The 13,570-nt window shown below is 64.0% G+C and carries 10 protein-coding genes; all 10 read right to left on the bottom strand.

The window, feature by feature from the left end; translation table 11 throughout:
- Window positions 1-36: 36 nt before the first annotated feature.
- The 10 genes from PMI24_RS14355 to PMI24_RS14310 all read right to left on the bottom strand — a co-directional run bounded on the left by PMI24_RS14355 (window position 37) and on the right by PMI24_RS14310 (window position 13,567).
- Window positions 37-1,032, bottom strand: coding sequence for a DUF3829 domain-containing protein (locus PMI24_RS14355; RefSeq protein ID WP_007955079.1), 996 nt, complete (start codon window positions 1,030-1,032; stop codon window positions 37-39).
- Window positions 1,029-2,687: a J domain-containing protein gene (locus PMI24_RS14350; protein ID WP_007955076.1), complete on the bottom strand. Its 1,659-nt coding sequence runs from the start codon at window positions 2,685-2,687 to the stop codon at window positions 1,029-1,031. The genes PMI24_RS14355 and PMI24_RS14350 overlap by 4 nt, the downstream gene beginning before the upstream one ends.
- 99 nt (window positions 2,688-2,786) lie before the next feature.
- Window positions 2,787-5,291 (bottom strand): fused MFS/spermidine synthase, encoded by a 2,505-nt coding sequence (locus tag PMI24_RS14345; protein WP_007955073.1) that lies wholly within the window; start codon window positions 5,289-5,291, stop codon window positions 2,787-2,789.
- Between the two features lie 245 nt (window positions 5,292-5,536).
- Window positions 5,537-7,111, bottom strand: coding sequence for an arylsulfatase (locus tag PMI24_RS14340; protein ID WP_007955070.1), 1,575 nt, complete (start codon window positions 7,109-7,111; stop codon window positions 5,537-5,539).
- A gap of 52 nt (window positions 7,112-7,163) precedes the next feature.
- Window positions 7,164-8,186, bottom strand: coding sequence for an HAD family hydrolase (locus PMI24_RS14335; protein WP_007955068.1), 1,023 nt, complete (start codon window positions 8,184-8,186; stop codon window positions 7,164-7,166).
- Window positions 8,183-9,487, bottom strand: a complete 1,305-nt coding sequence (locus PMI24_RS14330) for a BatD family protein (RefSeq protein ID WP_007955066.1) — start codon at window positions 9,485-9,487, stop codon at window positions 8,183-8,185. Before PMI24_RS14330 ends, PMI24_RS14335 begins: the two co-directional genes overlap by 4 nt.
- The gene (locus PMI24_RS14325) at window positions 9,484-11,064 is read right to left on the bottom strand and encodes a VWA domain-containing protein (protein WP_007955065.1); all 1,581 of its coding nucleotides are present in this window, start codon (window positions 11,062-11,064) and stop codon (window positions 9,484-9,486) included. The genes PMI24_RS14330 and PMI24_RS14325 overlap by 4 nt, the downstream gene beginning before the upstream one ends.
- A 1-nt stretch (window position 11,065) precedes the next feature.
- Window positions 11,066-12,058 (bottom strand): vWA domain-containing protein, encoded by a 993-nt coding sequence (locus tag PMI24_RS14320; RefSeq protein WP_007955064.1) that lies wholly within the window; start codon window positions 12,056-12,058, stop codon window positions 11,066-11,068.
- Window positions 12,045-12,632: a DUF4381 domain-containing protein gene (locus tag PMI24_RS14315; RefSeq protein ID WP_007955063.1), complete on the bottom strand. Its 588-nt coding sequence runs from the start codon at window positions 12,630-12,632 to the stop codon at window positions 12,045-12,047. The genes PMI24_RS14320 and PMI24_RS14315 overlap by 14 nt, the downstream gene beginning before the upstream one ends.
- Window positions 12,629-13,567, bottom strand: a complete 939-nt coding sequence (locus PMI24_RS14310; RefSeq protein WP_007955062.1) for a DUF58 domain-containing protein — start codon at window positions 13,565-13,567, stop codon at window positions 12,629-12,631. Before PMI24_RS14310 ends, PMI24_RS14315 begins: the two co-directional genes overlap by 4 nt.
- Window positions 13,568-13,570: the final 3 nt, after the last annotated feature.

Below are 13,570 nucleotides of genomic sequence, written 5' to 3'. Positions count from 1 at the left end.
GGTCGCCCCTGAGGGTGATCCGGCGTGTGCACAGCGTCAGAAGCTGGCGCGCGCCAGTCGGTTGTAATGGCTGAGCAAACCGTCGTAACTGCGGGTCACGGCGTAGTAGTCCTCGCTCAAACGCTGAGGCTGTGCGTGGTTCTGCCAGTTGGTGTGCAGCGTGTTCAACGCCTCGAGATAGTCTTGCCCCGGCTCGCCGATGCGCAGCCACAGATCCCGTGCGGCATCGGTCTTGTTCTGGAATCCACCCGTGCGCGGTGCGAGCCAGGGTTCGCGACGGTTCCACGCCTGTTGCAGCTTGGCAGTGGTGTCGGCCAGCAACTTCGGCGTCAGCGTGCGGTTTTTCATCGCTTCGTCGAGCACGTCGACGGTCTCCCGCGCCTGAATCATGTAGGCCAGCAAGTCCCAGTGAATGTCCCTGCCCAGACGCGCCTCGATCAGCTTGAGCTGTTCGGGACGTTGCGCGGCGTCGAGCGGCAGCAGGCTTTGCCGCAGAGCCGTCGAGGCGCCGATGTACTCCTGTGAAACGCGCTCGATCGCGGCGAGTTCTCCAGGCGAGGGCTGTTGCAACCCGGAGGTGAAACTCGCCTCTCGGTAAAACCGCGTGGGGGCAATGGTGGTCGTGACGTGACTCAGCGCCCGAACGTATTCGTTCGCCTGTCGCACCAGTTCAGGCTGCCAAGCCAGAAGATCGAGTTTTTCCGTGAGGCCCTGACCGCAGACATCGCGCTGAATGTCTCGCACATTGAACGCGTCACTGTCGTCGAAATCCTTGAGGCTCTTCAACCAGCGCTGGTCGCGAGGCAAGGGCGGTTGAGGATTCCTGTAGCGGTCATAGGCCGCTCGCCATTGCACGTCGATCCGGTTGACGCAGGCGATCACCGGGCTCAGGGCATTGGCCTGGGCGGTGACCGGTGCATCGCGCCCGTCCAGCCAGAGATCGAGTTGCAGGAAAGGGCGGGTCGCACTCGTCAGCGCCATCACCAACAGCGCGAAGAAGATACCGACGCAAAACATCACTCTGGTGCTCATGGGCGCGCCTCCTTGCCGTACCACTGTTCAACGGTGGCCGGTGCGCTGCATTCGGCGGTGGTGGCGGGCAAGCGGCTGCACAGACGTTCGGTCCAGGGTTGCAGCCCCTGATTGCGATTGACCGTGCCTTGGCTGGCGACCACCTTGAACACGCCGAGCACGAGGGCCAGCACCAGAATTCCGAGGATCGTCACGCCGACTTTCACGGCTGTTCGGCTCTCTTCCCAGGACACCCGGGGTTTGGACTGCCAGCGGCGCACCAGGCCGAAGATCGCCAGGGTCGCGGCGTACACCCCGCCGGCAATCGGGCCGAAAAACCAGCCGAGCCCGGCCACCATCAACGCGCCGGGCACCAGGTCGCGCAGCACGCCGAACGGCGGCGAGTCTTTGAGAGATCCGGGGCAAAGGCTTGCGCTGAGCCGGTCATCCAGCCGCCAAACGTGATGGGCAACGTTGTGCACCAGCCAATTGAGCCCGGCCACGATCACGCCAAACACCACGGTCGAAATCATGACGATATTGATCAGTCCACTGAGGCGCACGCCCAACGGAATGTAATGGGTGAACGCACCGATCAGGCAGGCCAGCACCACGCCCACATACGTCGGCCAGTCATTGAAGCTCAGTTCCCAGTCACGCCAGAAAAACGCCGTGCCGCCGGGCATCTGCGCGCAGACCTTGGGGTGATTGGCGTACAGCTCGGAACTCAACTTGCGGCACTGCGCCCAGTCGTCTTCGCTCAGGCGTCTGGCCAGTGCGCGGCGGGCGCTGAACGAGCCGGTGCCCAGCAGCAGGCGGGCGGCGCGGTGTTCGGGGGTGGCGGGCGGTTCCAGGGCGAGCTGTTGTTGGCGGGCCACAAAAAACGGCGCATTCTGGCGAGCCAGCAGGCGTTGCCATTCGCCGTCAGGGCAGGGATTGCCCGTGCTGCCGTGCCAGCCTTGATCGGTGCGCACCTGTTCGAAAATCTCGGGATACCAGACCGGCGCATCCAGCAGCAAATGGCTCAGGGCACGGTTGAGCCATTGCTGATGTTGCTCAGTCGCCAGCCAGTTGAAATCCGCGCAGCGGGCATAGGCCTGGAGAAATCCGTCGACGTCTTCCCGTTCGAGCGCATCACGCATCGGTTGCGCAATGCGCGCGCGTTGTTGATCCAGCAACAGGTCGATCGATATCTCGTCCAGCTCGAGGCGTTGCCAGGCGCTGAACCAGAAGAAGGTCGGGATGGCCCAGTCCACCAGCGTCTGCGAAGTCTCAGGGTGTTCAATGCAATGATGCAGCACCGTGTCTTCGAAGAAATGCGCGCAACCCTGTTCGAGGGTGACGGCATGGCGATGATTCAGCTCTTCAACGCTGAGCCCGTCCAGCGAACGGGTCGCCAGTTGCAGGGCATCGACCTCGACCACGGTCAGGCCGCTCAGGTCCCAGGATTCTTCAATGCGCTGATCCTGCGCTTGTTCTTGCTCTTCGTCCTGATTCTGCTCGTGATACTGCTGCCATTCCTTGTACGCCAGCGCCTGCTCATAGGCATCGCGCAGTCGCTGGAAGCCCTCGGGGTCATCGTCGGGGCGGATCTGTTTGAGCAGGACGGCATATTGGCGTTTGATTGTGCGCACATCGGCGTCGGCCGACAGGCCAAGGACGGTCCAGCAACTCATTGCGATGACAACTCCATAAAAACTGCGACGCGATCCAGTGGTGGCATTCTGATGTTGCGCACCCTACCTGTTTCGCGTCGAAAAGTCCTCGTGTCTCGCTCAGTCGCCGACGAACCAGCGGAAGTACGGATTGCCGCCATCTCCACGCATCACTTCGCGAATGTCCCGTCCCCAGGCATCGCGGTCGCCGTCGTAGGCATGCAGGCTGGCGCGGTAGAACTGCATCAGGCGCTGGCGGTGGGCTTGCATGCGCTCGTCGAACCCGGCGTCGGCATTCACCAGCGGCGGTGCGACGTACAGATCCAGCAGCGCCGGCAACACGCGGGTGATTTCCTTGGTGCGAACCCACGGCGCGTACTCGATGCGCGGCTGGTCGTCGGTCACCGCCGGCGCGTCGGCGGCAAAGCGTTCCAGCCCGGCGCGGTCGGTGACCCAGGTCGACAGCAGCGCGGCCGCCGAGCCGATGCCGACGTCCTGCAAGGTGCTGCGCACGCTGTCCTGTTGCAGGCGCTGGGTGATTTTCCCGGCGTCCAGTTCGATGGGCGTCAGAGAACCCACCAGCAGCATTTCGTGGAACTCGCTGGTCCACAGCGTCGCGTACGGGAACACGTCGAGGAAGCTGCGCACCAGCGAGCGCGAGTCGTCAATGTTCTGGGTCGGCAGTGGCAGCCATTGCGCGACCAGACCTTGTTTTTCCAGGCGGCTGGCGGCCAGTTGGTAGAAGTCGCGGGAATACAGATTGACCACGCCGGCGGCGGAGGGCGGCGGCGGTTCGAGGGTGATCAGGTCGTAGGTCTGCGGACTGCGCAGCAGTTCCTGACGACCATCGCGCAGGCGCACATCGACGCCGGGGTCACTGGCGGCGTTGAAGTTGCCCTTGAACAGCGGCGCCGCCTTGACCACCGCCGGTAACAACTCGGCAACCACGCGGTGTTCCAGCCCCGGATAACGCAGCAGCGCGCCGGCGGTGATGCCGGTGCCGAAACCGATCACCAGTGCCGAGCGCGGTTCGCCGTTGTGGATCAACAGCGGCAGCAATGCCTGAATGCGCATGTAGCGCAGCGACGGCATCGCATCGCCAGTGTTCGACACGCCTTGAATGTACAAACGCTGAAAGGCGTTGCGGCCTGTGCCCTGGCTGACCACCGCCACCGTGCCGCCGCGTCCTTCCTCGTAGAACGCCAGTGTGCCGTTGCGCGCGCCGGGTAGCAGGCTGGCGAGTTTGTTCACGGGCGTCAGCACCGCCAGTGCCACCGACAACAGCCCGAGCGCGACCACGGCCTGACGTCGGCCTTTCTTCACGCCATGGCCCTTGCGCACGGCGAACCAGCCGATGCCGGCGGCGATGATCGCCAGCAGGCCCAGCGTGCGCACCAGCCCCAGCAGCGGGATCAGCACAAAACCGCAGAGCATCACCCCGACAATCCCGCCCAGGGTGTTGAACGCCACCACCGCGCCGACATCGCGACCGATGCGCTCCTGGCCGACGCTCAAGCGCAGCGCCAGCGGAAATGCCGCGCCCAGCAGCAAAGTCGGGACAAACACAATGGCCAGCGCCGCCACGGCGAAACGCGCGCTCATGCCGGCCAGTTCACTGGCGCCCTGGGTCAGCAGCCAGATTTCCGCCTGGCTCTGGGCGATCACCAGCCAGCGACCGAGCACGGCGATTTCCAGCAGGGCAATCAGTCCCGCGCCCGCGATCAGCAGGCCGAACACGCCCCACGGATCACGAATCCGTTCAACCCGCCGGGCGAGCAGGGCGCTGCCCAGAAACAGCCCGGCCAGATACGTCGCCAGCACCACGGCGAACGCGTAGGTGCGAGTACTCATGAACTGCACGATCGACTGCGACCACACCACTTCGTAGCCGAGAGCCACGCCGCCGGCGATGGAATACAGCCACAGGGCCGTGCGATCCGGTGCCTTTTCGATGTGATGTTTGACCGGCGTCTCGACCGGCATTGGACGCAGACGCTGCCAGCCCAGCGCTCCGGCGGCGGCCAGCAGGTTGAGCATCGCGGCGGCCAGCGCACTGCCGCACACGCCGAGGGTGGCGATCATCAGGAACGCCGCGAGCAGGGTGCCGGCGATCGCGCCCAGAGTGTTCGCGGCGTACAACTGGCCGCCGGCCTTGCCCGGACTGGCCGCCAGCGAGCGCACCAGCACCGGCAACGTGCCGCCCATCAACACTGCTGGAGCGCCCACCAGAAGGAACGGCAACAGCCAGGCGAACAGTCCGACATGATTCTGCAACCAGGCAAACGGGCTGGCCGCCACGCTCATGGCAAAGGTCGCGCCGACGCCCAGCACCGCCACCAGCACCTCCAGCCCGGCATAAAGCAGCACCGGTTGTTTCAGCCGATCCGCCCAGCGTCCGAACCACCAGCCACCGAGTGCGAGCCCGGCGAAGAAGGCGCTGATCCCGGTGGTGATCGCATAGACCTCGACCCCGACTACCAGCGACAGCTGCTTGATCCACAGCACCTGGTAAACCAGCGCCGCGGCGCCGGAGATGCACAAGAGCAGGGCGGGGATCAGCAACGCCGCGGTGGCGGTGTGCGGGACGGGGTGGGCCGGGGATTTGCTGGCGACACGTGAGGACATTGCGACTGCCTTGTTCAGATATTGTCGATGATCGTTCCCACGTCGAGGCGTCGAACCGTCTGCGTGGGAATGCCTCACTGGACGCTCTGCGTCCGCTTTGGCGAGGGACGCGGAGCGTCCCGGGCTGCATTCCCACGCAGAGCGTGGGAACGATCGGTGATCGGCGATCAGCGTTCGTCGCGCAGAGCGTGGGATTACAAAACAGTGCCGCTCGCCAACGAAGGCGAGCGGCGGTCACGCAGTTTTTAGTTGGCCGCTTTCATTTTCTCGGCAATTTTCTTGTCCACTGCCTCGCGAACCTGGTCGATGCTGAAGCTCGCCGGACGCTGGCTTGGAGGGTAATCGACGAAGGTTTGCAGGAACTTGGCGGAGCGGCTTATACCCTGAAAGATCAGGTAGTCGTTCTTCGCCAGCCAGTCGAAGTATTGGTCGGAGACCACGTCGGCGCGTTCGTACGGGTCCATGCGCAGATTGAAAATCTTCGGTACGCGCAGGCACGTGAACGGTTCGCTCCAGACCTTGAAGCCGCCCGGTGCACGCTGTTCGCAGAAGACGAACTTCCAGTCGTTGTAACGCATGCTCACCAGTTCACCGTCATCGTTGAAGTAGTAGAACTCGTTACGCGCGCTCTTGTCGGTCTTGCCGGTCAGGTAGTCCAGCTGGTTGAAACCGTCCAGATGCACCTTGAAGTTCTTCCCGCCGACGTCCGCGCCCTTGAGCAGACGATCCTTGATGTCGAGATCGCCCACGGCCGCGAGCAAGGTCGGGAACCAGTCCAGACCGGAGAACATCTGCGTCGACACTTCACCGGCCTTGACCTTGCCTGGCCAACGAATCATTGCCGGCACCCGATAGGCGCCTTCCCAGTTGGAGTTTTTCTCGTTGCGGAACGGCGTGGTGGCTGCATCCGGCCAGGACCACTGGTTCGGGCCGTTGTCGGTGGTGTAGACCACGATCGTGTTGTCGGTGATCTTCAGGTCATCGAGGGTCTTGAGCAGCTTGCCCACGTCGCCGTCGTGTTCGAGCATGCCGTCTGCATACTCGTTGCCGGGCATGCCGCTCTGGCCCTGCATGGACTCACGCACATGCGTGAAGGCGTGCATGCGGGTGGTGTTCATCCAGACGAAGAAAGGTTTGTCGGCCTTGGCCTGTTTCTCGATGAACGCCTGCGCGGCGGCGGTGGTTTCATCGTCGATGGTTTCCATGCGCTTTTTGTTCAAGGCGCCGGTGTCTTCGATCTTGCCGTCGGCAAAACTGTGGATCACGCCACGGGGAGAAGCGGCCTTGACGAACTCGGCATCATCCTTGGGCCAGTAAGGGCGTTCCGGCTCTTCTTCAGCATTCAGGTGATAGAGATTGCCGAAGAATTCGTCGAAGCCATGGTTGGTGGGCAGGTATTCGTCTTTGTCGCCGAGGTGGTTCTTGCCGAACTGGCCGGTTGCATAACCATGGGCCTTCAGCGCCTGGGCGATGGTGACGTCACGGGCCTGCAAGCCGACCGGTACGCCCGGCATCCCGACCTTGGACAGGCCGGTGCGCAGCGCTGTCTGGCCGGTGATGAAGGTGGATCGCCCTGCGGTGCAACTGTTCTCCGCATAGTAGTCGGTGAACATCATGCCTTCCTTGGCGATCCGGTCGATGTTCGGCGTCTTGTAGCCGACCACGCCCATCGAGTAGGCACTGATGTTGGTCTGGCCGATATCGTCGCCGAAGATCACCAGAATGTTGGGTTTGTCGGCCGCTGTGGCGGTCGCCGACAGGGCCATGACTGAAGTCGCCACCAGGGCGAGCCTGGGTATCCACTTGCGTATGCGAGTCATCTGACTTGCTCCTTTAGCGCGGGGGTGGGGTGCACGACAAACGTATTTCCTGTTACTTCACTTGCTCGGGTACGGGTGGATCGAACGGGTAGATCCGGCGCCAGTCGCTCGCCATGTCCACCACGGTCCAGCCTCGGGAATTCGCTTCGTCGAGGGCCTTGTCCAGGCGCCCGATATCGGATTGGCGGTCGTAGGCCCATTCGCGCTTGGCGTCGGTGTGATGCACCAGACCCATAAAGCGTTTGCCGGGACCGGCGGCGGTCCACTGGAGCATCTGCAGGTCGCCGTCGGAATTGCCGAAGGCGAGAATCGGCCGACGCCCGATCACCGAATCGATGCTCACCGGTTTACCGGGGCCGTCGTCGTTGTGCGCGAGTTTGGCGGTGCGCACGATCGAGGCTTTGCCGTCCTTGTATTCAAACGCGGTCACGAAGGTGGTGCCGATCACCTGTTCCGGCGGGATGCCGTAGACCATCTCGGCGAAGGCGCGCATGAAGCCGGTGTCGCCGCCGGAAACAATGTAGGTCTTGAAGTCCTGGCTGCGCAGGTAGTCGAGCATTTCCAGCATCGGCTGGAAGATCATTTCGGTGTACGGCTTGCCGGTTTTCGGATGGCGGGCCTGGGTCAGCCAGGTCTTGGCGTAGTCATCGAACGCGTCGGTGGTCATGCCGGTGTGGGTGGCGGCGAAGATCTTCAGGATGCCATCCATGCCGGCGGCGGCCAGCGCCTTGTGGTCGTTCTCGATCACCGCTTTGAACGGTTGTGTGGTCTTCCACTCCGGGTGCTGCGCGGCGGTGCGCTTGACCTCGTCGAAGGCGAACAGCAGCTCGAAATACGCCGGTTGCTCGCTCCACAGCGTGCCGTCGTTATCGAACACGGCAATGCGTTCGGCGGGTTTGACGAAGTCCTTGCCGGACTGATCGGTGACCGCCTCGACGAACTCGATGATGTGCTTCTTTGCCGGGCTGTCGTTCCACGACGGCAGCGGTTCGCTGGCCTGCGCCAGCAGCGGCAATGCGAGGCCGAACAACAGGGCCAGACCGAAACGTTGGCGGTGCAGCATCGGGTTCGTCATGGGAAATCCTTCTCGTGAACGGGGTTGAGCGGGCGCAGGGCCGGGGCCGGGCGGGCCTGCTGCTGTTCGGCCTGACTGTGAAGCGTAGACAACGATTGCCGCAGTTGACCCAGCGCCTGCCCAGCGGCCGGATCGCGCCCGTAAAGGCTGCGCAACAGTCCTTGCAGGCGCGGCCCGGCGTGGGTCAGTTTCAGGCCCAGACCGCAACGCCGCAGCCACAGGTACAGGGCGGTCAGTTGCGGCGGTTGACCGGCCAGTTGCCCGGCGACCTGTTGCCACGCAAAGTCGGCCGATTGCTGGCGGGCCTGTTGCCGCGCGAGCTGGCGCTGCTGCCATTGACGGCGCGCACGGCTGAGCGTAGGCCGGCCGAGATAACCGAGTACGCCCAATGCGATGAGTACGGCGAGCCAGATGAATCCCTGGGTGGAGAGGTGCAGGCGATGGTTCTGGCCGAGCTGGCGTAGATCCTCGGTGATCGAGAACACCGGTTTGTAGGCGCTGTTGGCGCTGGCCTCGAAGCTGACTGCCGGGACTTGTGCGGTGCGGATCTGTTGCGTGCGCGAATCCCACCATTTCACGTCGATGGCCGGCAGAGTGTGGGCACCGGCCGCGTCGATGCGATAGCTGACGCTGTCGATGCGCTGACCGCCGAGAATATCGCCGCGCCCGTCATCGAGGCTGCTGACTTGCGGCGTCTTCACATAGCGGCTCAGGCCTTTGACTTCGCTCAGCGCAGGCACGGGCAGGGCCATGGCCAGTGCGCCATCGGCTTGCAGGGTCAACTGACGGGTGAGGCTGTCGCCGACCTTCAGCGGCGTGGCCGACCGGGTGACGGTCTGGCTGAGGCGCAGCCCGGTGGCCACCAGCGGGGTTTCTCCGGGGTTGAAGCCGGGTGGCAGGACGGCGCTGAATTGCAGTGGCTGGCTGCGGGCGCTGATTTCAGCGGTGGCCTGGCCGGGTGTGGCGCTTACGGTCAGCGCCGGAATGTCGAAGGTCCGGGCGGCGTTGGGCGTGATCAGGTAGCTGTAGCGCAGACCGCTGAAGGCCTGGCCGTCGATGGTCTGGTTCAGGTGCTGGGCCTGACCGTCCGGTGGCATCACCAGCGCACCGTCGAGCTTCAGGTCGGGCAGGGTGGCGGCGCTGGTGAACCAGGTGTCGGTGAGGACATCGAGTTGCAGCTCCACCAGACCGCCGACCTTGATGCCGTCGGCGGGTTGCAGGTGGGCCTGTACGCGCAGTTGCGGTTCGGCCGCGATTGCCTGGGCGCTCATCAGGCACAGAATCAACAGCGTCCGGTTCATGGCCGGGCCCCCGCCTGATCCTGCAGGCTGAATTTCTGCCGGAGGAATTTCGCCGGTGAGGTGGTGAGGTTCTGCAGCCACAGCGCATCCGACGTCGCCTGTTCGGTGGTCACGGCTTTGCTCTGGCCCTTGCCCGGTGTCTTGTCGAATTTGACCTCGTCCGGCTTGGTTTCGGGAGCGTTCTGTTCGGCGCTTTCGGTGTCTTTTTGCAGGGCGATGGCCAGCGCCAGGTTGGCCGTGGCTTCGGGGAACTGTGGTTGCAGCTTCAACGCCTGCTGATAGGCCGCGATGGCTTGATCGAACTTGAAGCGGCGCACATAGATGTTGCCCAGATAGAAATACGCTTGTGGCGTGTCGAGCCGGGCGAAGGTCGCCAGCGCCAGATCGAAGTCGGCGGCGTGATAGGCCGCGACGCCTTTCCAGTACGGATCGACAAACAGCGCTGCCGCTTGCGGGAAGTGCTCGTGTTCGAAGGCCCAGCGCCCTTGCTGGTCGCGGGTGAAGAAGGCGTCGGTCAGGGCATTGGCCTGCGCTGGCGCTGACGGCCAGCCGAGACCCACGGCGAGGGCCAGCGCCGGCATCCAGTTCACGCTCCAGCCCCTGCGCACGCTGAACAACGCCAGCAGCAACAACGGCCAGCACAGCCAGTATCCGGCGTCCTTCCAGTGCAATTCCTGCTGCTCGGCGCTGGCGCTCTGAAAGTGCTGTTGCGCGTGCAGTTCGACCCAGTCCAGATCGTCGTTCGTCAGGGTCAGGCTGCCCAGCGGCGCATCGAGTGCCGAGGCCAATTGCTTGATCGCCGCCGGGTCGAAGCTGCCCAATACCGGACGACCGTTGCTGTCGGTGCGCGGCTGGCCGCTCGCATCCTGAATCAGCCCGCCGTCCTGATTGCCCACCGCGAGTACCAGCACTTGCAACCCGGTGCCCTGCAACTGCTTGCCCAGACCTTCGAGCTGCGCGGTGTCGGCGCCATCAGTGATCAACAGCAGGCTGCCCGGGGTTTTCTCGGCCTCCAGCATGCGCTTGGCCTGATCGATCACGGCGCCGACATTCTTGCCCGGCTTGTCGATCAGCCCGGTGCCCAGGGCCTGAATGAAACTGTCGAGCAACGCCGGGTCATCGGTTGCCGGCAGCACCAGATGCGCGCTGCCGGCGTAGGCGATCAACGCGGTGCGCGCACCGGCGCGGCGCTGGATCAGGTCGTGCAGTGTGTGTTTAGCGGCGTCGAGGCGGGTCGGCGGAACATCGCTGGCGTCCATCGACGGTGACAGGTCGACGGCCACGATCAGCGGCGCACGATTTTCCAGAAAGTCCGGCCGGTCCTGCTCCCAGGTCGGCCCGGCTGCCGACACGGCGCCCAGCACCAGCAACGCACACAGCAAATGAACCGGGCGCAGACGCTGGTGATCCTGCGGGGTGACCAGCAGGTGCGGCAGCAGATGCTCGGCGATGTTGCCGCGCAGGCGCCGCTGCAAGTCGCGGCTGCGTCGCCAGATCAACGGCAGCAGCGCCGCGAACAGTGCGAGCAGCAACCACAACGGGCGCAAGAAGTGGAAGTCGCCGAGATTGATCTCCATCTCAGGCCTCCTGCCGCTGACGTGCAACCGCCAGCCTTGGGCGCAGCAGCGCGCCGAGGTGATACAGGGTCAGCAACACCAGCGCCGCGCCCAGCGGCCAGTAAAACAATTCGCGCTGGGGTTGATGGCTGAGGGTTTTCACTTGATGCGGCGTGAGCCGGTCGAGAGTGCTGTAGACCTGATCCAGCGCGGTGCGGTCTTCGGCGCGGAAGAACTGGCCGCCGGTGGCCTGGGCGATCTGTTGCAGGCTTTGCAGATTGACCTTGGCTTCACCGGAGGCGCTGGGGTCGCCAATGCCGATGGTATGAATCACCACGCCTTTGGCGGCAGCCATGTCGGCGGCATGGTCGGGGGTGATAGCGCTGCTGGTGTCGTTGCCGTCGGTGAGCAAGATCAGGACTTTTTCCTGTTCATGAGCCTTGTCCAGCAGCTTCAGGCTCAGACCGATCGCATCGCCAATCGCAGTGTTCGGGCCGGCCATGCCGATGCCGGTGTCCTCCAGCAACAGGGACAGACTGGCGTGATCGAGGGTCAGCGGCGCCTGCGGATAAGCACCGCTGCCGAACACGATAAGGCCGAGGCGATCGTCCTTGCGCTTGTCGATGAAGCCTTGCACGACCTCTTTGACGGCGGCCAGGCGATTGATTTTCTGGCCGGCGGCGTTGGTGAAATCCTCGGTTTCCATCGACTGCGAAAGGTCGATGGCGAGCATCAGGTCGCGCACCGGTTGCTGGCGTTCGATGGGTTTTTCGACGAACACCGGGCGGGCAGCGGCGACCAGCAACAGGGCCCACACCAGCATATTCAGCCAGAGCTGCCAGTGATTGCTGCGGGTGCCGGCACTGGCCGGGGTTTCACCGACGGCGCGGCTCATGGCGCCGAAGAACGGCACCCGCACGGCGCTGCGCGCTTCCAGGTAGGCGGGCAGGTAACGGAAGGCCAGCCAGGGCAGCGGCAGCAGGAGCAACAGCCACGGGTAGTCAAGCTGCCACATGATGACGCTCCACCCAGTGTTGGCAGGTATCGAACAACGCCAGGCGCTGCGGCGTGGGCAGGGCGCGCAAGGTGTCGTCGGGGGCGTAGGCGAGTTGCGCGAGTTGTTCGCTCAAATCCGCCGGCAGCGGCTTTTTGCAGTGCCGCTGCAAGAAGGCTTGCCAATCCAGTCCCTCCAGCGCCGCCGGACCCTGTGGGAGCGAGCTTGCTCGCGAAGAGGTCGTCATAGTCAAAGGAAATGTCGACTGGAATGGCCCCTTCGCGAGCAAGCTCGCTCCCACAGGAGGCGGATTGCAGCTCGGCATCGAAAGGGCGACGCGTTTGAGCAATTCCGGTAATTCGCGCAACGCATTCAGGTCATCGCTGCGCTCGCGCAATTGCGCCAACCGCACCAGCGCTTCACGCCGATATTGATCCCGTCGCCATTGCCGATAGCGCCGCACGCCGATCAGCACCGCCGCCAGCACCAGTACCGCCAGCAACACCCACCAGCCCCAGGTCTGCGGTGCGTAGCTCACCGGCGCCGGCAGGCCCAGCTCCTTGAGCTGTCCGATATCCGGAACGTTCGGATTCATCGCCTCGAACCCGTGGATTTACCGAGCTCGGCGCGTAATTGCTGATGCGCTTCTTCGGCGGTGCTGAACATCATCAGCGGCACCTGACTGCGGCGCAGCAGGGTGGCGACGTCCTTGAGCCGGCCACCGAGGAAATCTCCCAATGGCTGGTGCACGCTGCGTTTCTCGACCGCCAGCTCTACCTGCAACTGGCCCTGGGTCACCAACAGTCGGCCGTCGCTCGGCACCTTCATCGCCATAGGGTCGTAGACTTGCAGGGCGATCACGTCGTTGTGCGCCGCCAGTTGCCGCATCAACTGCAAGGTGCGCTCACCGGCCCCGGCGAAATCACTGACGATGCAGATCAGATGGTCGTGCCCGGCCACTCCCAGACAACGCTGCAAGGCCTTGTCCAGTTGATCCTCGTCCTCGGCGTCCGGGTTGCCGGCGTTCAGCGCCTGATTCTGTTGGGCGATGCGACTCAGCAGCGCTTCGACCCGTTTGCGGCTGCGCAACGGCGCGATGCTGTCGATGCGTTGATCGTTGAATACCAGCCCACCAACCCGGTCGCCGGCATGGAACACCATCCACGCCGCCAGCGCGCCGAGTTCGGCAGCGACGGCAGATTTGAAGCTGCGTTGCGAGCCAAAAAACATCGACATGCGCTGGTCGACCACAATCAGCGCCGGGCGGTCGCGCTCTTCGGTAAAGGTGCGCACCACCGGTTTGCCGGTACGCAGCGAGGCGCGCCAGTCGAGGTGGCGCAGGTCATCACCCGGCTGATAGCGGCGCAACTCATCGAAGTTCAAACCCCGCCCACGCAGGCGCGAGGCGTGATTGCCGGCAAGGATGCTGCCCTGTGGCTGGCGGGCGAGAAAACTCAGATCACGGGCCTTGAATTCCAGCGCCATCAATTGCGCGAGAGAGACATAGACCAGCCCGTCGGCGGTTTCCATAAC

The sequence above is a fragment of the Pseudomonas sp. GM25 genome, from assembly GCF_000282255.1.
Lineage (GTDB): Bacteria > Pseudomonadota > Gammaproteobacteria > Pseudomonadales > Pseudomonadaceae > Aquipseudomonas > Aquipseudomonas aphyarum.
This window is presented reverse-complemented; position numbering and strand designations above follow the sequence as displayed.

What these genes read in the sequence shown, in the direction of transcription:
- PMI24_RS14320 (WP_007955064.1), bottom strand. Translation starts at nt 12,058, where the DNA reads ATGTGGCAGCTTGACTACCCGTGGCTGTTGCTCCTGCTGCCGCTGCCC.
- PMI24_RS14340 (WP_007955070.1), bottom strand. Translation starts at nt 7,111, where the DNA reads ATGACTCGCATACGCAAGTGGATACCCAGGCTCGCCCTGGTGGCGACT.
- PMI24_RS14350 (WP_007955076.1), bottom strand. Translation starts at nt 2,687, where the DNA reads ATGAGTTGCTGGACCGTCCTTGGCCTGTCGGCCGACGCCGATGTGCGC.
- PMI24_RS14325 (WP_007955065.1), bottom strand. Translation starts at nt 11,064, where the DNA reads ATGGAGATCAATCTCGGCGACTTCCACTTCTTGCGCCCGTTGTGGTTG.
- PMI24_RS14335 (WP_007955068.1), bottom strand. Translation starts at nt 8,186, where the DNA reads ATGACGAACCCGATGCTGCACCGCCAACGTTTCGGTCTGGCCCTGTTG.
- PMI24_RS14310 (WP_007955062.1), bottom strand. Translation starts at nt 13,567, where the DNA reads ATGGAAACCGCCGACGGGCTGGTCTATGTCTCTCTCGCGCAATTGATG.
- PMI24_RS14355 (WP_007955079.1), bottom strand. Translation starts at nt 1,032, where the DNA reads ATGAGCACCAGAGTGATGTTTTGCGTCGGTATCTTCTTCGCGCTGTTG.
- PMI24_RS14330 (WP_007955066.1), bottom strand. Translation starts at nt 9,487, where the DNA reads ATGAACCGGACGCTGTTGATTCTGTGCCTGATGAGCGCCCAGGCAATC.
- PMI24_RS14315 (WP_007955063.1), bottom strand. Translation starts at nt 12,632, where the DNA reads ATGAATCCGAACGTTCCGGATATCGGACAGCTCAAGGAGCTGGGCCTG.
- PMI24_RS14345 (WP_007955073.1), bottom strand. Translation starts at nt 5,291, where the DNA reads ATGTCCTCACGTGTCGCCAGCAAATCCCCGGCCCACCCCGTCCCGCAC.